Genomic DNA, 17,651 nt, shown 5'->3' with positions numbered 1-17,651 from the left:
CCTCCTCGAACAAGCCCGAGCTCGTCGTGGTGGTGGAGAGCCCGGTCTCGGAGGCGCGCCTGCGCGCCATGTTCGCCGCCGTCGACGCCGTCCTCCGCCAGAACGAGGAGGTCGGCGCCTACAACCAGACCCTCTGAGGCCGGCTGCCGGAGGCGCTTCCCTCAGCGCTCCGGCCCGCCGCCCGTCGCCATCTTGCGGCGGGAATCCGCCTGGCCGCTGACCGAGCCGTAATACTCGGCCGCGTCGCCGAGCTGGGCCGAGGGCTGGCAGACCGGCGTGCAGGAATAGGAGTTCCGATCGAGCGCCCCGCGCTGGACCGTGACCACGGAGGTCTGCGCGGCGTCGACCCGGATCGTCGTCTCGGCGATCATCGCGCCCGTGCTGTCGAGGGCGATGAGGTTGGTCGAGCCAAAGCTCTTGCCCGTGAGCACGATCACGCCGTTCTTCTGCAGGGTCACGTCGGCGATGATCGGGTTGCCGACGATGATCGTCTGGGTCCGCTCCGGCAGGCGCATCACCTTGGCGTTGTCGACGAAGACCGTAACGACGGGCGGCGTCTCGGGCGCCGCCGCGGCGGCCGAGGCCGCGAGCAGCAGGCCGGCGACCGGGCCGAGGCCGGCAGCGGGGCCGGTCACGAGGCCCTTGGCCAGGCCCTTGGCCAAGCTCTTGGCGAGGCGGGGCAGGATACGGCGCATGGCCAGCGGAACTCCGAGGGTCTCACGCGGCCGCCGGCCGCGCGGGCGGCGGATCCGCATCTGCCGGATACAAGAGCGCGGAATGGTGAAGGAAGGCCTAAGCCCACCTCCGGATCGGCGGCCCGAAGGCCAGCCCGCAGCAATCCGCGTCAGGCGCACTGTCCGCCCCTAAACCTTGAGCCGCCGACAGGTTCCGCGCCCTATCCACAACGCGCTAACGCCTTCTTCACCAAGATCAAACCGCTCCCGAGAGGTCGGGATGAGGCGGATCGACTTAACCGAATTTCAAGGCGCTCTGAGACATCCTGCATCCGTCGCCGATCGAGACCTCAGAGCTTCGACGGCCCTCGAAAGTCGTTGCACCAAGGATCGCTCCCATGACGTCTGTGTTCAAGCGCTTCGCCTCTGACGAGTCCGGCGCCACCGCGATCGAGTACGGCATGATCGCCGCCCTGATCGCGGTCGTGATCATCGGCACCCTGAAGACCATCGGCTCCCAGCTGAACGTGAAGTTCGGTTCGATCTCGGCCCAGCTCAACTGATCCGGCCGGCGCGCCGGAGCGCCGCTCCCGGAACGCGCCGCACGGCACCGGCGACGTGGCCGATTCCGCCCTCGCGCGGGATCGGCCGCGTCGCGTTCCTCACCGCCTCTCCCGCACCCTTTCCGCCGCCCACCCGCGCCTGAGCACGAGACGCCATGGCCACCCTTGGAATCCTGGTGATCTTCCCGTTCCTGATGGCCTACGCCGCGGCGAGCGACCTCCTGACCATGCTGATCCCGAACCGGATCTCGCTCGCCCTGATCGCGGCCTTCGCGGTGCTGGCCTGCACGGGGCTGATGTCCGCCCAGGAGATCGGCCTGCATCTCGGCGCGGCAGCCCTCGTCCTCGCCGTCACCTTCGGCCTTTTCGCCTTCGGGGTGATCGGCGGGGGCGATGCCAAGCTCGCCGCAGCGACCGCGCTCTGGCTCGGCTTCGACGGACTCGTCGACTACCTGCTGGTCGCCTCGATCATCGGTGGCGCGCTGACGCTGGCGATCCTGGCCGCGCGCAGCCATCCGCTGCCCCAGGCCGCGGCGCGCCTGCCCTTCATCCTGCACCTGCACGACGCCAAGACCGGCATTCCGTACGGTATCGCGCTCGCCGCCGCGGCACTTCTGGTCTTTCCGGAGACCATCGTCTGGGCGCGGGCCCTCTCCGCCTGATCATGCCGCGATCGGGACAGGCCCGTTTCGGTGCGGTGACCTCCGCTTAACCATACCTACACGAATGCCCGGGCAAACTGTTCACGACGGCGAACCTCACGCCGTCGCGGATGCCGTGGGCCGTCATGCAACCAGCACGCCTTGCCGTCCTCGCCATCGCCCTCGTCGCGGGTGGTGGGGCGGCGTTTCTGATGAGCGGGGGTGACCCGCCCCCGCCCCCGACCGTCGTGCGCGTCGAGGCGCCGCCGCCCGCGCCGGTCAGCGAGGTGCTGGTCGCCGCGGCCGAGCTGCCGATGGGTCAGGTTCTCCAGGCCGCCGACCTGCGCTGGCAGAAATGGCCCGACGACGCGCTCGTGGCCGGCTACATCGCCCGCAAGGCCAACCCGAAGGCCCTCGAAGAGACGGTCGGCGCCACCGTGCGCTCACCCTTCCTGCCGGGCGAGCCGGTGCGCCCGCAGAAGCTCGTGAAGCCCGAGAGCGGGTTCATGGCGGCGATCCTGCCGCCCGGCATGCGCGCGGTCGCCATCGTCACCGACAGCCGCGGCACCAACTCGGCGGGCGGCTTCATCCTGCCCAACGACCGGGTCGACGTGATCCGCACCGCCCGCGACGAGGACAATTCCCGCTCGAGCGGCAGCGACGTGCAATCCGCGCAGACGATCCTGACAGACGTTCGCGTGCTGGCGGTCGGGCAGCTCATCCAGGAGAAGAACGGCACCAACGTCGTCACCGGCGAGACCGCGACGCTGGCGCTCACCCCCGCCCAGGCCGAGACCATCACGCTCGCCCAGAAGGTCGGCGCGCTCTCGCTGTCGCTGCGCAGCCTCGCCGATTCGGGACGCGTCGCCGAGCCCGAGCCGCAGCAATCCAACAATGCCCTCACGGTCGTGCGCTTCGGCGTCGCCCGTCAGCAGACGACCCGGTGATGGCCGCGATGCTTCCCTCCCCCGCCCGCCCGCGCGCGCCCCTCGGCCGGAGTCTCGGCCTCGGTCTCGCGCTCCTCGCCGGTCAGGCCCCCGCGCAGGAGCGCCAGACCTTCGGGCCGCCGCCCGCCATCGCAGTCGGCAATGCCGAGGCGAATGCGACGCGCAAGATCGAGATGACGGCCGGGCGCTCGGTGATCATCGACCTGCCGCGCGACGCCAAGGAGGTGTTCGTCGCCAACCCGAAGGTCGCCAACGCCGTGGTGCGCTCGACCCGCAAGGTCTTCGTCATCGGCGTGGAGAACGGCACCACCTCGATCTTCATCCTCGACGCCGAGGGACGCCAGATCTCCGCCCTCGACGTCACGGTGGCGCGGGACCTCAATCTCGGCGCGCTCCGCCAGATCCTTGGCCAGAGCATCCCGGGCGGACGCTTCGACGTGCGCTCCAGCGGCGATTCGGTGCTGCTCTCGGGCTCGGTCGGCTCCTCGGCGGAGGCCCAGCAGGCCATCGACATCTCCAACGCCTTCGTGGGCACCTCCGGGGCCGGCGGCGGCGGGGCCAGCGGCGCGGGCGTCGCGGGCGGCGCCCGCGGGGCGGTGATCAACAATCTGACGATCCGCGGCAAGGATCAGGTGATGCTGCGCGTCACCGTCGCCGAGGTCTCGCGGACGGTACTGAAGCAGCTCGGCGTCAATCTGAGCGGCGGCTGGTCGAACCTCAACCTCGTGAACGCCACGCCGCTCTCCCTGTCCGGCGGCCAGTTCCCGAGCGGCAACCTGCTCTCGGGCACCATCAACGGAGCCGGCGGCGCGAGCCTGACGGCGACGCTGAAGGCCTTCGAGCAGGCCGGGGTCTCCCGCATCCTGGCGGAACCGACGCTCACCGCGATCTCCGGCGAAGCGGCCAAGTTCACCGCGGGCGGTGAGCTGCCGGTCCCGTCGAGCCAGTCCTGCACACCGAGCCTGGTCCCCGGCCAGCAGCCGGCCTGCGTGGTCGGCATCGCCTTCAAGAAGTACGGCGTCAGCCTGAACTTCACGCCCGTGGTGCAGTCCGAGAACCGGATCTCGATCCGCGTCGGCACCGAGGTCAGCGAGATCGACCCGCAGAACTCCTACAGCTTCGTCAGCGGCAACGCGACGACGGCGGTGCCGGGCCTGACGGTGCGCAATTCCGAGACGACCGTCGAGCTGCCCTCGGGCGCCACCATGATGACGGCGGGCCTGATCCAGCAGAAGAGCAAGGCGGCGGTCGCCGGCCTGCCCGGCCTCGTCAATCTGCCGATCCTCGGTGCCCTGTTCCGCAGCCGCGACTACCAGCGGCAGGAGACGGAGCTGATGATCATGGTGACCCCCTACATCGCCAAGCCGATGGAGGCTCGCCAGGTCACCCGGCCCGACGAGGGTTTCGTGGACGCCACCGACGGCCAGGGCGTCCTGCTCGGCCAGATCAACCGCCTCTACGGCGTCGCGGGCGCGCAGCCGCTCGGCCGCGCCTATCGCGGTCGCGTCGGCTTCATCACCGACTGAGCGGCCGGCCCTCCGGCAACCGAGACTCCTCGGGCGGCAGCGCCCGACCCGGCACCCCGATCAGGATCCTCTCGCGCGATGATTCCGCCCCTCCCCCGTCCGACCCCTCTCGCCGCGGCGCTGGCCGCCCTCATCGGCACGGCGCTCGGCGCCTGCCAGGCCGATCGCGCGACCACGGGATCGGTCTACCCCCACGATTACCGCGCCCGGCACCCGATCGTGCTCGCCGACAACGCCCGCACGCTCGACGTCTTCCCGACCGGGACCGGCCATCTCGACCCGCGCCAGTCGGCGGACGTCGACGCCTTCGTGCTGGAGTACCGGCGCTACGGCCGCGGCACGCTCACGCTCGAGGCGCCCCGCGGGGTGGCGCCCGGCGCCGGGGCCGCGGTCGAGCGCACCGTCGCGACCGTGCGGCGCCTCGCGGCCTCGGGCGGGGTGGGTGCGGGCGAGATGGTCCTTTCCGGCTACCCGGTCGCCAATCCGGGCCTCGCGGCGCCGGTGCGGCTGAGCTTCCAGCGTCTGCAGGCGCAGGTCGCCGACAAATGCGGCCTGTTCCCGCAGGATCTCGGCTTCAGCACCCCGATGGCGAACCTGCGCAATGAGCCGGCCTGGAACCTCGGCTGCGCCATGCAGGCGAACGTCGCCGCCCAGGTCGCCGACCCGGTCGACCTCGTTCGCGGCCGCACCGAGGGCCGGCTCGACACCGCACGCCGGGTCAAGGACATCGGCCAGATGCGCGACGGCAAGGATCCGTCAACCAACTGGCGTCAGGATGGCCAGACGAACGTGCGCGACCGCCTGGGCCTCTGATCCGGCCCGTTCCCGCACGCCTCCCGCTCCGGACCCGAGACGGAACACCAGACCCATGCCGGACCCCTCCGAGACACCCGAGCGCATGATCGCACCGGTGCCGCGGATCACCATCCAGGCCTTCTGCGAGACGCCGGAGACCGCCGCGACCGTCGAGGGCGCGGGCGCCGACCGGCGCCTGCAGAAGGCGCATCTGAAGGTCCAGATGGGCGGCGCCGCGGCGGCGGTGGAGGCCTACCGCAACGCGCCGACGCCGAACGTCATCCTGATCGAGACCCAAGGGGCCCGCGCCAAGCCGCTCGAGTACCTCGACGCGCTCGCCGAGGTCTGCGACGAGGGCACCCGGGTCCTCGTCATCGGCCACGTCAACGATGTCGGCCTCTACCGGCAGTTCATCCAGCGCGGCGTCAGCGACTACCTGATCGCGCCGGTCGACCCGCTCGACCTGATCGCCTCGATCTCCGACCTGTTCTCGGCGCCCGGCGTGAAGCCGGTCGGGCGCACCGTCGCGGTCTGCGGCGTGCGCGGGGGGGTCGGCGCCTCGACCATCGCCCACAACCTCGCCTGGACGATCGCCCGCAGCCAGAAGCTGCAGACCGTGATCGCCGACCTCGACATCGCCTTCGGCACCGCGAGCCTCAACTTCAACCAGGACCCGCCGCAGGGCATCGCCGAGGCGGTGTTCGCGCCCGAGCGCCTCGATTCGGCGCTGGTCGAGCGCCTGCTCTCGAAGTGCAGCGACCATCTCAGCCTGCTCTCGGCGCCCGCCACCCTCGACCGGACGATCGACCTCACCGAGCCGGCCTTCGACGGGCTGATCGAGCACCTGCGCGCGGCCGTGCCCTGCATCGTGCTCGACGTGCCCCATCTCTGGAGCGCGTGGTCGCGCCGCGTGCTCACCGGCGCCGACGAGTTGGTGATCGTGGCCGGGCCCGACCTCGCCTCCCTGCGCAACGCCAAGAACATGCTCACCGCGCTCCAGCACGGGCGGCCGAACGACCGCGCCCCGCGCGTGGTCCTCAACGGCACCGGCATGCCCAAGCGCCCCGAGATCGGGGCGGCGGAGTTCGCCAAGGCGCTCGACACCACGCTCGCCGCGACGATCCCGTTCGAGCCGGCCCTGTTCGGCACGGCCGCCAACAACGGCCAGATGATCGCCGAGGTGCAGGCGGGCTCGAAGGTCGCCGAGATCGTCTCGGACCTCGCCGCCACGATCCTCGGCCGGCCCGAGCCGCGCCGCACCCGCGCGAACCTGCTCGAACCCCTGCAGCCGCTCCTGGCCAAGCTCGCCCGCCGCAAGGCGTCCTGAGCCCGGCCGGCCCCAGAGCCCGAGGAGGCCCGCCATGTTCGGTCGCAGAAGCGCCGTCGCCAGCCCGGCCGCCCCGGTGGCCACCTCGGCCACCCAGGCCCCGAAAGCCGCGGCCCCCGTCCTCCATCAGCCGGACGTGCCCGCCCGCCGGCCCGACCCGATTCCCGCCTCCGCGCCGGTCATGGTCGAGACGCAGCGCTCGGAGGATTACTACCGCACGAAGAGCATGATCTTCGGCGCGCTCATCGAGGCGATCGACCTCGCCCAGCTCGCCCGCCTCGACGGCGAGACGGCGCGCGAGGAGATCCGCGACATCGTCTCGGAGATCATCGGCCTCAAGAACATCGTCCTGTCGATCTCCGAGCAGGAGGAGCTGCTCGACGACATCTGCAACGACGTGCTGGGCTACGGGCCGCTGGAGCCGCTGCTCGCCCGCGACGACATCGCCGACATCATGGTCAACGGCGCCAGCCGGGCCTTCATCGAGGTCGGCGGCAAGATCCAGCTCACGAGCGTGCGCTTCCGCGACAACCAGCAGCTGATGAACATCTGCCAGCGCATCGTCAGCCAAGTGGGGCGGCGCGTCGACGACGCCTCGCCGATCTGTGACGCGCGCCTGCCGGACGGCTCGCGCGTCAACGTGATCGCCCCCCCGCTCGCCATCGACGGCCCGGCGCTGACCATCCGCAAGTTCAAGAAGGACAAGCTCACCCTCGACCAGCTCGTGCGCTTCGGCGCGATCTCGCCGGAGGGCGCCGAGATCCTGAAGATCATCGGCCGCTCGCGCTGCAACGTGGTGATCTCGGGGGGCACGGGCTCCGGCAAGACCACCCTGCTCAACTGTCTCACCGCCTTCATCGAGCACGACGAGCGCATCATCACCTGCGAGGACGCGGCCGAGCTGCAATTGCAGCAGCCCCACGTGGTGCGCCTGGAGACGCGCCCGCCCAACATGGAGGGCCAGGGTCAGGTCACCATGCGTGACCTCGTGAAGAACTGCCTGCGCATGCGGCCCGAGCGCATCATCGTGGGCGAGGTGCGCGGGCCCGAGGCCTTCGACCTCCTGCAGGCGATGAACACCGGCCACGACGGCTCGATGGGCACGCTCCACGCCAACTCGCCGCGCGAGTGCCTGTCCCGCATCGAGTCGATGATCTCGATGGGCGGCTTCACCCTGCCGTCGCGCACGCTCCGCGAGATGATCGTCGGCTCGATCGACGTGGTGATCCAGGCCATGCGCCTGCGCGACGGCTCGCGCCGGATCACGCACATCACCGAGGTGATCGGCATGGAGGGCGACGTGATCACCACGCAGGACGTCTTCCTCTACGACATCGTCGGCGAGGACGCGAACGGCCGCCTGATCGGGCGCCACCGCTCGACCGGGATCGGCCGGCCGAAATTCTGGGAGCGGGCCCGCTATTACGGGCTGGAGCAGAAGCTCTCTGCGGCGCTGGACGCCGCCGAGACGGGAGCGGCGGCATGACCGGCGCGGTCGATCCCCGAATCGCGATCGGGCTGGGCGCCTTCGCGGCCGTCTGCCTCGTCTACGTCTTCGTGCTGCCGCTGATGGGCGGCGAGCGCCGGGCCGCCCAGCGCCTGAAGACCATGACGCTGCCCGCCGGCAACGCTCAGGTCCGGGTCGCCGGCGTGAGCCGCCGCGATCAGGTCGCCAAGACGCTGAGCGAGATCGACGCCAAGGCGAAGGGCACCACCAAGGTCACGCTGGACCTGAAGATCGCCCGGGCCGGCCTGCCCTGGAGCGTGAAGACTTTCTGGATGATTTCGGGCGGCATCGGGCTCGTTCTGGCGATCCTCCTTCTGATGATCACCGAGAACCCGCTGGTGGCGCTCGGCGGCGCCTTCGTCGGCGCCTTCGGCTTGCCCCAGTACATGCTGCGCACCCTGCGCGTGCGCCGGATCGCGAAGTTCACCGCCGAGCTGCCGAACGCCGTCGACGTGGTGGTGCGCGGCATCCGCACCGGCATCCCGGTAGGCGATTGCTTCCGCATGGTCTCCCGCGAGGCCGAGGAACCGGTGCGCAGCGAGTTCCGCACCATCATCGAGACGCAGGCGCTCGGCCTGTCGCTCGCCGAGTCCGTGTCGCGTCTCTACGAGCGGGTACCGGTGCCGGAGGTGAACTTCTTCGCCATCGTCATCAGCATCCAGCAGCAATCGGGCGGCAACCTCTCGGAGGCCCTCAACAACCTCTCCCGGGTGCTGCGCGAGCGCCGCAAGATGGCCGGCAAGGTCCAGGCGATGAGCATGGAGGCCAAGGCCTCCGCCTCGATCATCGCGGCCTTGCCCTTCGGGGTCGCGGGCATCACCACCCTGACGAGCCCCGACTACATCTCGCTGCTCTGGACGACCGACATCGGCAAGATCGCGCTCGTCGGCTCGGCCCTGTGGATGGGGGCCGGGATCTTCACCATCAAGAAGATGATCGCCTTCGATTTCTGAGCGAGCCATAGCCCGATGCGAGCCACAGCCCGATGATCGAGCAGATCGCCGCGTCGCTCTTCGACGCCCGCTTCCTGGGGACGGCGCTGACCGGTATCGCCGCCGCCGCGACCGCCTTCGCGATCGCCCAGCCGCTGCTCGAATCCGACAAGCTCGGCAAGCGGATGAAGCTCGTCAGCGACGAGCGCGAGCAGATCCGCCGCCGCGAGCGCGAGAAGGCTTCGACCCGCGCCACGCTCCGGGTCGAGTCCAAGACCTACATGAAGGAGGTGGTCGAGCGGTTTGACCTGCGCCGCTGGCTCGGCACAGAGACCGCGAAGGTCAAACTCATGCAGGCGGGCTACCGCGGCCCGCAATCCGAGACCGCCTTCCTGTTCTTCCGCCTCGTGATGCCGGTCGTGATGACGGTCGGCGCGATCGTCTACCTGTTCGTGCTGGAGGTGCTCGACCAGCCGACGCTCGTGCGCGTCGCCCTGGTGATCGTGGCGGCCCTTCTCGGCATCAAGGCGCCGGAGCTCTTCCTTCTCAACGCCGCCAAGAAGCGGCAGGCCGAGGTGCGCAAGGCATGGCCCGACGCGCTCGACCTCACGCTGATCTGCGTGGAATCGGGCATGGCGGTCGAGCACGCCTTCAAGCGGGTCAGCACCGAGATCGTCACCTCCTCGATCGTGCTGGCCGAGGAGCTGGCCCTGATGACGGCCGAGATGTCCTACCTGCCGGACCGGCGGGTGGCCTACGAGAACCTCGCCATCCGCATCGGCCTCGATCCCGTGAAGGCGGTCGCCACCGCGCTGATCCAGGCCGAGCGCTACGGCACGCCGATCGGGCAGGCGCTGCGCGTGCTCTCCCAGGAGAGCCGGGACCAGCGCATGACCGAGGCCGAGAAGAAGGCCGCGGCGCTCCCCCCGAAGCTCACCGTGCCGATGATCCTGTTCTTCCTGCCGGTGCTCTTCGTGGTGATCATCACGCCCGCGGTGATCCAGATCATGCGCGTGAACTGATCTCGCGCGCCAATCCTTGACAACGGGCCGGCTCGCGGCCTATCCCACCGCCACCACGCGCGGCTTCCTCGCAGAAGTCCGCGCGTTTCGCGTTGATGCCGGCCTCGGGCCGGGGTCACGACTCAAACAAGAAGCCGGCCCAGGGGATCCGCTCCGGAGGCCGTTCGAGAACACGAGAGAACGATGTTCGCAGTCATCAAGACGGGCGGCAAGCAGTACCGCGTCGCCGCCAACGACACCATCACGATCGCCACCCTTCCGGGCGAGGAAGGCTCGACCGTCGAGTTCGGCGAGATCCTGCTCTTCGCCGACGGCGCGGGCGCCACCCAGGTCGGCGCGCCGACCCTCTCGGGCATCACGGTGACGGGCGAGATCGTCCGCCACGGCCGGGACAAGAAGGTCATCGCCTTCAAGAAGCGCCGCCGCCAGAACTCGCGCCGCAAGCGCGGCCATCGCCAGCACCACACGGTGGTGCGTATCACCGGCATCCAGGCCTGATCCAGGTCTGACAGCGCTGGGCGCGCGAAGGGTCCCTGGGCCTCGACCGCGACCGCATCCCTGACCCCAAGCATTCGGAGCATCTCCCATGGCACACAAGAAGGCTGGCGGCTCGTCCCGCAACGGTCGCGACTCGGAAGGCCGGCGCCTCGGCGTCAAGAAGTTCGGCTCGGAGGCCGTCATTCCGGGCAACATCATCGTGCGTCAGCGCGGCACCAAATGGCATCCCGGCACCAATGTCGGCATGGGCAAGGACCACACCCTGTTCGCCCTCGTACCCGGCAAGGTGCAATTCGAGACGCGCCGCGGGCGCGCTTTCGTGACGGTGGTGCCGGCTCTCGAGGCGGCAGAGTAAGCGGCGGGCGCGCGTAGGCGAAGCGAGCGTCCCGCCGGTGTCCCAGACGACCCGGCAGACGTCTCCGAGCCAGAACCGCGCCCCGGGCGCGGGCCAGCACCGGACGGAAGCAGCGGGGAGGATGGGGCACCATCCTCCCCTTCGTCGTCTCTGACCGCGGCGCCCTCCGGAGCGAGGCGCCGCCCGCGAGGTGACACGATGTTCCCCGACCTGACCCGCGACGACGTCTTCCGGATCGAGACCCGCCGTCTCTGGCTGCGCTGGCCTTGCGCCAAGGATGCGGACGCCGTCCTGCGCCTCGCCGGGGACCCGGCCGTGGCCGGGATGACCGCGCAGATCCCGCACCCGCTGTCGCGGGCCGAGGTGGATGCCTTCCTGTTGCAGGCGCGCGCGGGGAACGCCGCCGGCACCGGCCTCACCCTCGCCCTGGCGCGGCGCTCCGCGCCGGCCAATCTCATCGGCGTCGTCGGCCTCGTCGGGGGTGAGGGTGCGCCCGAGCTCGGCTATTGGCTTGGCCGACCCTCGTGGGGCGGCCGGCTGATGGGCGAAGCGGTCGCCGCGGTGCTCGACGCCTACTTCGCCTATGCGGGCGGTGCGGCCGTCACGGCCTCGGCCCGGATCGACAACGCGGCCTCGCGCCGGGTTCTGGAGCGTTGCGGTTTCGTCCGGACCGGGACCGAGACGCGCGCCTTCCCGGCGCGCGGCGGCGCGGTGACGGGGGACCTGTTCCGGCTCGACCGCGCGCGCTGGCTGGGCCTGGCCAGCATCGACCCGGAGACCGCGCAAGCGGCCTGAAAAGCTGGGTCCTGAAAAGCCGGGCAAAGGACGGTCGCGGAACCCGATCCGCGGCCGGCCGCTGATTGAGTGATGGTGGACGGAGTGGTCCTCGGGGCCCCTCCCGGAAGGGTTGACGCGCCGTGAAGTTCCTCGACGAAGCCAAGGTCTATGTCCGCTCCGGCGACGGCGGGGCCGGCTGCGTGTCGTTCCGCCGCGAGAAGTTCATCGAGTTCGGCGGCCCGAACGGCGGCGACGGCGGCCGCGGCGGCGACGTCTGGATCGAGTGCGTGCAGGGCCTGAACACCCTGATCGACTACCGCTACCAGCAGCACTTCAAGGCGAAGAAGGGCGAGCACGGCATGGGCTCGAACCGCCACGGCGCCAACGGCTCCGACGTGGTGTTGAAGGTGCCGGCCGGCACGCAGGTGCTAGCCGAGGACGGCGAGACCCTGATCGCCGACCTCACCGAGATTGGCCAGCGCATCCGATTGGCCAAGGGCGGCAACGGCGGTTTCGGCAACGCCTACTTCACGACCTCGACGAACCGCGCGCCCAAGCACGCCAATCCGGGCCTCGAAGGCACCGAGATGTGGATCTGGCTGCGCCTAAAGCTGATCGCCGATGCGGGCCTCGTCGGTTTGCCGAACGCCGGCAAATCGACCTTCCTGGCGACCGTGACGGCGGCCAAGCCCAAGATCGCGGACTATCCCTTCACGACGCTCCATCCGGGGCTCGGCGTCGTCAGCACGGACGGGCGCGAGTTCGTGCTCGCCGACATCCCGGGCCTGATCGAGGGCGCGCACGAGGGCGTCGGCCTCGGCGACAAGTTCCTGGCCCATGTCGAGCGCTGCCGGGTGCTGCTCCACCTCGTGGAGGGCACGAGCGAGGATGCGGGTGAGGCCTATAGGCTGGTGCGCGGCGAGCTTGAGGCCTACGGCAACGACCTCGCCGACAAGCCGGAGATCGTCGCCCTCTCGAAGGCCGACGTGCTCGACCCCGAGACGCTGGAAGCCCAGGTCGCCCGCCTGACGGAGGCCGCGGGCCGGGCGCCGCTGGTGCTCTCCTCGGCCACCCGCCAGGGCGTGCAGGAGGCCCTGCGCGCGCTCGCCTCCACCATCGAGGCGGCCGCTGCCGAGGAAGCCGAGGCGGACGCGCCGGCCTGGCAGCCGTGATGACGGACCAGTGGGGTCCTGCTAGGATTCGAATCTGATCTCGGGCTCGCGGGAGGCCGACATGACGGACGCGCTGATCATCGCGGACGAGGAGGCCCTGGCACTCGCGCGCGATCTGGCCGAACGCCGCGGAACCTCGGTCGACGAGGTGGTGCTGAGCGCGCTCCGCACCGCCTCGCATGAGGAGATTCGTGCAAGACCGGAAACGCAGGCTCGCCCGGCACCGCCGCGCATCCTGACGCCCGAGGAGATGAACCCGGAGCAGCGCGCGCGCTACGAGCGCCTTCGCGCTCTGACCAAGCGTGCCAGCGCATTGAAGAAGCCTGGCGCCACCTCCGACCACAGCGATCTCTATGACGAGCACGGCCTGCCGATATGATCGTGCGCGATTCCTCGGCCATCGTGGCGATGCTGCTCGCCGAGGATGAGGAATTGGCTTTCTCGAAGGTCCTGGGCAGCAAACGCGCGCTCGTCGGGGCACCAACGCTCGTCGCGACGCGCATGGTGCTGGACGCACACCTCTCCGCGGCTGGGGATACGCTGAACGATTTTCTGCGCGACGGCGGCATCACGATCGTTCCGTTCGACGCCGCGATGTTCGCGGCCGCCGCCGAGGCTTTCACCCGCTACGGGCGGGGGCGCCACCGCGCCCGGCTCAACTTCGGCGACTGCCTATCCGACGCGGTCGCGTCGGTCATGCGCCTGCCCCTCCTGTTCAAGGGCGACGACTTCGTCCACACGGACATCGTTCCCGCCTACAGCCCCGCCCCATGACGCTCGCCGCCTCGACACCCGTCCTCGAAGACTTCCGCCGCATCGTCATCAAGGTCGGCTCGGCCCTGCTGGTGGACCGCGCCCGCGGCCGGCTGCGCCATGCCTGGCTCGCGGCGCTCGCCGAGGACATCGCCGAGTTCCACGCCCGCGGCGTCGATGTGCTGGTGGTGTCCTCGGGCAGCATCGCGCTCGGCCGCACGGTGCTCGGGCTGGCACCGGGCGCGCTGAAGCTGGAGGAGAGCCAGGGCGCGGCCTCGGTCGGGCAGATCGCGCTGGCCCGGCACTGGTCGGAGGCGCTCGGCCACCACGGCATCGTGGCGGGCCAGATCCTTGTGACCCCGCAGGACACCGAGGAGCGCCGCCGCTACCTCAACGCCCGCGCCACCGTGCAGAAGCTCCTGGAACTCCGCGCCGTGCCGGTGGTCAACGAGAACGACACGGTGGCCACCAGCGAGATCCGCTACGGCGACAACGACCGGCTGGCCGCCCGCGTCGCCACGATGATCGGCGCCGACGTGCTGGTGCTGTTCTCCGACATCGACGGGCTCTACACCGCCCCGCCGGGAAGCGACCCGGACGCGCGCCACCTGCCGCTCGTCGAGCGCATCACCCCGGAGATCGAGGCGATGGCGGGCGGCCCGGCCTCGGAACTGTCGCGCGGGGGCATGCGCACGAAGGTCGAGGCGGCCAAGATCGCGGTTGGCGGCGGCACCCACATGATCATCGCGGACGGGCGCGAGAAGAACCCGTTGCGCGCGGTCACTGAGAGCGGACGCTGCACGTGGTTCCTCTCGGGCTCGACGCCGAACGCCGCCCGCAAGACCTGGATCGCCGGCTCGCTGGAGCCGCGCGGCAGCCTCGTCATCGACGAGGGCGCGGTGCGCGCCCTCCAGGGCGGCGCCAGCCTCCTGCCGGTGGGCGTGCGCGCCGTCGAGGGCAGTTTCGCGCGGGGCGACGCCGTGCTGATCCGCGACCTCGCCGGCCGCACGCTCGGGCGCGGTCTCGTGGCGTATGACAGCGGCGAGGCCGCGCTGATCATCGGCCATCCGAGCGCGCGCATCGCCGAACTGCTGACCCATCCGGGCCGCTCCTGGATGGTCCACCGCGACGACCTTGCCCTGTTCGTGGACTAGCGCCGGTGTGCGATCCGTGACTTGTTTCGCCGGATCCGAACATGCGAAGACGCGTTGCAGATGATCGGGGCTGGACGCTGCGATCGACGGGGTTAGTCACGTGCCTGCTCTGAATTTGAAGTCGGACCTCGCCAATTCCGACGATCTAGCGACCCTGATGGCGGGCATCGGCCGGCGCGCCCGCGCCGCCGCCCGGCAGATGGCGCTGGCTCCGGCCCAGACGAAGGACGTGGCGCTCCGCACGATAGCGGAGCGTCTGCGGGCCAGCCGCGACGCCATCCTGCGCGAGAACGCCCGGGACGTCGCCGCCGCCAAGGCCGCCGGGCAGACGCAGGCGCTGATCGACCGGCTCACCCTCGACGAGAAGCGGCTGGAAGGCATCGCCGCGGCGGTCGAGAAGATCGGCGCCTTGCCCGATCCGGTCGGACGCCAGCTCGCCGCGATCGAGCGCCCGAACGGGCTTATGATCGAGCGCGTCGCCGTGCCGCTCGGCGTGATCGGGGTGATCTTCGAGAGCCGCCCCAACGTCACGGCCGATGCCGGCGCCCTCTGCCTCAAGGCCGGCAATGCCGCGATCCTGCGGGCGGGCTCGGACAGCCACCGCAGCGCGGTCGCCATCGCGCAGGCGATGAGCGAGGGTCTGGCAGCGGCCGGGCTGCCCGCGGACGCGATCCAGATCGTGCCGACCCGCGACCGCGCGGCGGTCGGCGCGATGCTGGCCGGCCTTGGCGGCTGCGTCGACGTGATCGTGCCCCGCGGCGGACGGGGTCTCGTGGAGCGGGTGCAGAGCGAGGCCCGGGTGCCGGTCTTCGCCCATCTCGACGGCATCTGCCACGTCTACGTCCACGGGCAGGCCGATCTCGACATGGCCCGCACCGTGCTCCTCAACAGCAAGATGCGCCGCACGGGCATCTGTGGCGCGGCCGAGACGCTGCTGGTCGACAGCGCCTGCGCCGAGACCCATCTGGCGCCCCTCGTCACGGCGCTGCTCGATGCCGGCTGCGCGGTGCGCGGCGACGCGGCCGTGCAGGCGGTCGATGGGCGGGTAACGCCCGCGAGCGAGGCCGACTGGCGCACCGAGTATCTCGACGCCGTGATCTCGGCCCGCGTGGTCGACGGGCTCGACGCGGCGATCGACCATATTGAGACCAACGGCTCGCACCACACCGACGCGATCATCACCGAGGACGCGGAGGCCGCGACCCGCTTCCTCGCCGAGGTCGATTCGGCGATCGTCACCCACAACGCCTCGACCCAGTTCGCGGATGGCGGCGAGTTCGGCTTCGGCGCCGAGATCGGCATCGCCACCGGCCGCATGCACGCGCGTGGCCCGGTCGGCGTCGAGCAGCTGACGACCTTTAAGTACCGGGTCCACGGCAACGGCCAGACGCGTCCCGTCTGACGGGGCCGTGCGGCTCGTCCTGCCGCCCACCGCGCCGGGAATGCGGGTCGGGCTCTACGGCGGCTCGTTCAACCCGGCCCATCTCGGGCACCGGCACGTAACGCTCACCGCGATGCGGCGGCTCGGGCTCGACAGGGTCTGGTGGCTCGTCACGCCCGGCAACCCGCTGAAGGACGCGCGCGTGCTGGCACCGCTGGAGCGGCGCTGCGCCGAGGCCGCGCGCGTCGCCGACCATCCGCGCATCGCGGTCACCGGCTTCGAGGCGCGGATCCGCGCGCGCTACACGCGTCAGACCCTGCGCTACCTCACCCGGCGGAGGCCCGGGGTGCATTTCGTCTGGATCATGGGCGCCGATTCGCTGGCGAGCTTTCACCGCTGGAAGGGATTTCGCGAGATCGCCGCGATGATGCCGGTGGCCATCGTCGACCGTCCGGGCTTCACGCTCACGGCGCCCGCGTCGCGCGCCGCGCGGCTCTTGGCCCGGAACCGCGTTCCCGAAGCCGAGGCTCGGACGCTGCCGCTGCGCGCGCCGCCGGCGTGGATCTATCTGCACGGGCCGCGCTCCGCGCTGTCCTCAACGCAGATCCGCAATGGCGGTCCGGCTCGGAACAGCGTATTGCAATCGGCTTCCGAACCCTCCACCTTCTGAAGCCTACCGCTCCGGCGGGACCGAACGTAGTTATCAGGAATCGTGACGCTGTCCGAGACGAGCCGCAACGGGGCGCAAGGGCCCGAGACCGCCGCGCTGGAGCGGATCGACGATTTGAGGGCGCTCGCTCTCGGGTGCCTGGAGGAGATGAAGGCCGAGGAGACGATCGCCATCGATCTCGTCGGCAAGACCTCGCTCGCCGACACCATGATCATCACCTCGGGCCGGTCGCAGCGCCATGTCGGCTCGATCGCCGACAAGATCCTGCAGGAGTTGAAGGCCAAGGGCTTCGGCAATGCCCGAGTCGAGGGCCTGCCGGCCTGCGACTGGGTGCTGATCGACGCGGGCGACGTGCTGGTGCACATCTTCCGCCCTGAGGTGCGCGGCTTCTACAATCTCGAGAAGATGTGGGGCGCCGACCGCCCGGCGGGCCAGCCGCTCGCCGGCTGACGCGGCGCCTTGCGCCTCCTCGTCGCCGCGGTGGGTCGGCTGAAGGCCGGCCCTGAGCGGGATCTGGCCGAGCGCTACCGCGAGCGCGCCGCACAGGTCGGGCGCGGCCTCGGATGCACCGCCTGCGACATCCTGGAGATCCCTGAGAGCCGCGCGCGCCGGGCGGCCGACCGCTGCGCCGAGGAGGCCTCCGGGCTGCTCGCACACCTCCCGGCGAACGGCGTTCTGATCGCCTATGACGAGCGCGGGCGCTCTGATCTGGCGAGCGAGCGCATCGCCGAGCGCATAGGCGCCTGGCGCGATGCCGGGCGTCCGGCGCTGGCGGTCGCGATCGGCGGCGCGGACGGCCACGATGCCTCAATTCGGACGCGGGCCGAGCTGATCCTCTCCTTCGGTGCCGCTACCCTTCCCCACGGACTCGTGCGCGTGCTCGTCCTCGAACAGCTCTACCGCTCCATGACGGTCCTCGCCGGGCACCCCTATCACCGCGGCGACGCGGGCGCCTGA

21 protein-coding genes are annotated in these 17,651 nt (G+C 70.7%); 20 read left to right on the top strand and 1 reads right to left on the bottom strand.

What is annotated here, in order from left to right:
* Positions 1 to 161: 161 nt before the first annotated feature.
* Complete coding sequence (locus MFF54_RS22050; protein WP_238306404.1) at positions 162 to 695, bottom strand: pilus assembly protein N-terminal domain-containing protein; 534 nt, start codon at positions 693 to 695, stop codon at positions 162 to 164.
* A gap of 377 nt (positions 696 to 1,072) precedes the next feature.
* Between MFF54_RS22050 and MFF54_RS22045 the strand changes: the two genes are divergently transcribed.
* From MFF54_RS22045 to rlmH, 20 genes are all read left to right on the top strand, one after another.
* Positions 1,073 to 1,237 (top strand): Flp family type IVb pilin, encoded by a 165-nt coding sequence (locus MFF54_RS22045; protein ID WP_238306403.1) that lies wholly within the window; start codon positions 1,073 to 1,075, stop codon positions 1,235 to 1,237.
* Between the two features lie 155 nt (positions 1,238 to 1,392).
* A complete protein-coding gene (locus tag MFF54_RS22040; RefSeq protein WP_238306402.1) occupies positions 1,393 to 1,899 on the top strand; it encodes an A24 family peptidase in 507 nt (168 codons plus the stop codon).
* A 125-nt stretch (positions 1,900 to 2,024) separates the two neighbouring features.
* Positions 2,025 to 2,825 carry a Flp pilus assembly protein CpaB gene (gene cpaB, locus MFF54_RS22035; protein WP_238306401.1) on the top strand — a complete coding sequence of 267 codons (801 nt, stop codon included), beginning with the start codon at positions 2,025 to 2,027 and terminating at the stop codon, positions 2,823 to 2,825.
* Positions 2,826 to 2,833: 8 nt separating this feature from the next.
* Positions 2,834 to 4,351 carry a type II and III secretion system protein family protein gene (locus tag MFF54_RS22030; RefSeq protein ID WP_238306410.1) on the top strand — a complete coding sequence of 506 codons (1,518 nt, stop codon included), beginning with the start codon at positions 2,834 to 2,836 and terminating at the stop codon, positions 4,349 to 4,351.
* A 78-nt stretch (positions 4,352 to 4,429) separates the two neighbouring features.
* A complete protein-coding gene (locus MFF54_RS22025; RefSeq protein WP_238306400.1) occupies positions 4,430 to 5,164 on the top strand; it encodes a CpaD family pilus assembly protein in 735 nt (244 codons plus the stop codon).
* Positions 5,165 to 5,219: 55 nt separating this feature from the next.
* A complete protein-coding gene (locus MFF54_RS22020; protein ID WP_238306399.1) occupies positions 5,220 to 6,473 on the top strand; it encodes a CpaE/TadZ family protein in 1,254 nt (417 codons plus the stop codon).
* A 34-nt stretch (positions 6,474 to 6,507) separates the two neighbouring features.
* Positions 6,508 to 7,959, top strand: coding sequence for a TadA family conjugal transfer-associated ATPase (locus tag MFF54_RS22015; RefSeq protein ID WP_238306398.1), 1,452 nt, complete (start codon positions 6,508 to 6,510; stop codon positions 7,957 to 7,959).
* The gene (locus MFF54_RS22010) at positions 7,956 to 8,933 is read left to right on the top strand and encodes a type II secretion system F family protein (protein WP_238306397.1); all 978 of its coding nucleotides are present in this window, start codon (positions 7,956 to 7,958) and stop codon (positions 8,931 to 8,933) included. Before MFF54_RS22015 ends, MFF54_RS22010 begins: the two co-directional genes overlap by 4 nt.
* Before the next feature lie 32 nt (positions 8,934 to 8,965).
* Positions 8,966 to 9,934: a type II secretion system F family protein gene (locus tag MFF54_RS22005; RefSeq protein ID WP_238306396.1), complete on the top strand. Its 969-nt coding sequence runs from the start codon at positions 8,966 to 8,968 to the stop codon at positions 9,932 to 9,934.
* 183 nt (positions 9,935 to 10,117) lie between these two features.
* A complete protein-coding gene (gene rplU / locus MFF54_RS22000) occupies positions 10,118 to 10,432 on the top strand; it encodes a 50S ribosomal protein L21 (RefSeq protein WP_066924329.1) in 315 nt (104 codons plus the stop codon).
* Positions 10,433 to 10,520: 88 nt separating this feature from the next.
* The gene (rpmA, locus tag MFF54_RS21995; RefSeq protein ID WP_109953553.1) at positions 10,521 to 10,787 is read left to right on the top strand and encodes a 50S ribosomal protein L27; all 267 of its coding nucleotides are present in this window, start codon (positions 10,521 to 10,523) and stop codon (positions 10,785 to 10,787) included.
* Between the two features lie 198 nt (positions 10,788 to 10,985).
* Complete coding sequence (locus tag MFF54_RS21990) at positions 10,986 to 11,582, top strand: GNAT family N-acetyltransferase (protein WP_238306395.1); 597 nt, start codon at positions 10,986 to 10,988, stop codon at positions 11,580 to 11,582.
* Between the two features lie 122 nt (positions 11,583 to 11,704).
* Positions 11,705 to 12,736 (top strand): GTPase ObgE, encoded by a 1,032-nt coding sequence (gene obgE / locus MFF54_RS21985; RefSeq protein ID WP_238306394.1) that lies wholly within the window; start codon positions 11,705 to 11,707, stop codon positions 12,734 to 12,736.
* 61 nt (positions 12,737 to 12,797) lie between these two features.
* Complete coding sequence (locus MFF54_RS21980) at positions 12,798 to 13,115, top strand: type II toxin-antitoxin system VapB family antitoxin (protein WP_238306393.1); 318 nt, start codon at positions 12,798 to 12,800, stop codon at positions 13,113 to 13,115.
* Positions 13,112 to 13,510 (top strand): type II toxin-antitoxin system VapC family toxin, encoded by a 399-nt coding sequence (locus tag MFF54_RS21975; protein ID WP_283206308.1) that lies wholly within the window; start codon positions 13,112 to 13,114, stop codon positions 13,508 to 13,510. Before MFF54_RS21980 ends, MFF54_RS21975 begins: the two co-directional genes overlap by 4 nt.
* Positions 13,507 to 14,643, top strand: coding sequence for a glutamate 5-kinase (gene proB / locus MFF54_RS21970; protein ID WP_238306392.1), 1,137 nt, complete (start codon positions 13,507 to 13,509; stop codon positions 14,641 to 14,643). The genes MFF54_RS21975 and proB overlap by 4 nt, the downstream gene beginning before the upstream one ends.
* A gap of 100 nt (positions 14,644 to 14,743) precedes the next feature.
* The gene (locus tag MFF54_RS21965) at positions 14,744 to 16,045 is read left to right on the top strand and encodes a glutamate-5-semialdehyde dehydrogenase (protein WP_238306391.1); all 1,302 of its coding nucleotides are present in this window, start codon (positions 14,744 to 14,746) and stop codon (positions 16,043 to 16,045) included.
* A 7-nt stretch (positions 16,046 to 16,052) separates the two neighbouring features.
* On the top strand, positions 16,053 to 16,694 hold the full coding sequence (locus tag MFF54_RS21960) for a nicotinate-nucleotide adenylyltransferase (RefSeq protein ID WP_283206307.1): 642 nt from the start codon (positions 16,053 to 16,055) through the stop codon (positions 16,692 to 16,694).
* A 42-nt stretch (positions 16,695 to 16,736) separates the two neighbouring features.
* A complete protein-coding gene (rsfS, locus tag MFF54_RS21955; protein WP_370880324.1) occupies positions 16,737 to 17,144 on the top strand; it encodes a ribosome silencing factor in 408 nt (135 codons plus the stop codon).
* Positions 17,145 to 17,153: 9 nt separating this feature from the next.
* Positions 17,154 to 17,651 carry a 23S rRNA (pseudouridine(1915)-N(3))-methyltransferase RlmH gene (gene rlmH / locus MFF54_RS21950; protein ID WP_238306390.1) on the top strand — a complete coding sequence of 166 codons (498 nt, stop codon included), beginning with the start codon at positions 17,154 to 17,156 and terminating at the stop codon, positions 17,649 to 17,651.

This window comes from Methylobacterium gregans, assembly GCF_022179245.1.
In the GTDB taxonomy this organism is placed as follows: Bacteria; Pseudomonadota; Alphaproteobacteria; order Rhizobiales; family Beijerinckiaceae; genus Methylobacterium; species Methylobacterium gregans.
This window is presented reverse-complemented; position numbering and strand designations above follow the sequence as displayed.

What these genes read in the sequence shown, in the direction of transcription:
- MFF54_RS22050 (WP_238306404.1), bottom strand. Translation starts at nt 695, where the DNA reads ATGCGCCGTATCCTGCCCCGCCTCGCCAAGAGCTTGGCCAAGGGCCTG.
- MFF54_RS22045 (WP_238306403.1), top strand. Translation starts at nt 1,073, where the DNA reads ATGACGTCTGTGTTCAAGCGCTTCGCCTCTGACGAGTCCGGCGCCACC.
- MFF54_RS22040 (WP_238306402.1), top strand. Translation starts at nt 1,393, where the DNA reads ATGGCCACCCTTGGAATCCTGGTGATCTTCCCGTTCCTGATGGCCTAC.
- cpaB (WP_238306401.1), top strand. Translation starts at nt 2,025, where the DNA reads ATGCAACCAGCACGCCTTGCCGTCCTCGCCATCGCCCTCGTCGCGGGT.
- MFF54_RS22030 (WP_238306410.1), top strand. Translation starts at nt 2,834, where the DNA reads ATGCTTCCCTCCCCCGCCCGCCCGCGCGCGCCCCTCGGCCGGAGTCTC.
- MFF54_RS22025 (WP_238306400.1), top strand. Translation starts at nt 4,430, where the DNA reads ATGATTCCGCCCCTCCCCCGTCCGACCCCTCTCGCCGCGGCGCTGGCC.
- MFF54_RS22020 (WP_238306399.1), top strand. Translation starts at nt 5,220, where the DNA reads ATGCCGGACCCCTCCGAGACACCCGAGCGCATGATCGCACCGGTGCCG.
- MFF54_RS22015 (WP_238306398.1), top strand. Translation starts at nt 6,508, where the DNA reads ATGTTCGGTCGCAGAAGCGCCGTCGCCAGCCCGGCCGCCCCGGTGGCC.
- MFF54_RS22010 (WP_238306397.1), top strand. Translation starts at nt 7,956, where the DNA reads ATGACCGGCGCGGTCGATCCCCGAATCGCGATCGGGCTGGGCGCCTTC.
- MFF54_RS22005 (WP_238306396.1), top strand. Translation starts at nt 8,966, where the DNA reads ATGATCGAGCAGATCGCCGCGTCGCTCTTCGACGCCCGCTTCCTGGGG.
- rplU (WP_066924329.1), top strand. Translation starts at nt 10,118, where the DNA reads ATGTTCGCAGTCATCAAGACGGGCGGCAAGCAGTACCGCGTCGCCGCC.
- rpmA (WP_109953553.1), top strand. Translation starts at nt 10,521, where the DNA reads ATGGCACACAAGAAGGCTGGCGGCTCGTCCCGCAACGGTCGCGACTCG.
- MFF54_RS21990 (WP_238306395.1), top strand. Translation starts at nt 10,986, where the DNA reads ATGTTCCCCGACCTGACCCGCGACGACGTCTTCCGGATCGAGACCCGC.
- MFF54_RS21980 (WP_238306393.1), top strand. Translation starts at nt 12,798, where the DNA reads ATGACGGACGCGCTGATCATCGCGGACGAGGAGGCCCTGGCACTCGCG.
- MFF54_RS21975 (WP_283206308.1), top strand. Translation starts at nt 13,112, where the DNA reads ATGATCGTGCGCGATTCCTCGGCCATCGTGGCGATGCTGCTCGCCGAG.
- proB (WP_238306392.1), top strand. Translation starts at nt 13,507, where the DNA reads ATGACGCTCGCCGCCTCGACACCCGTCCTCGAAGACTTCCGCCGCATC.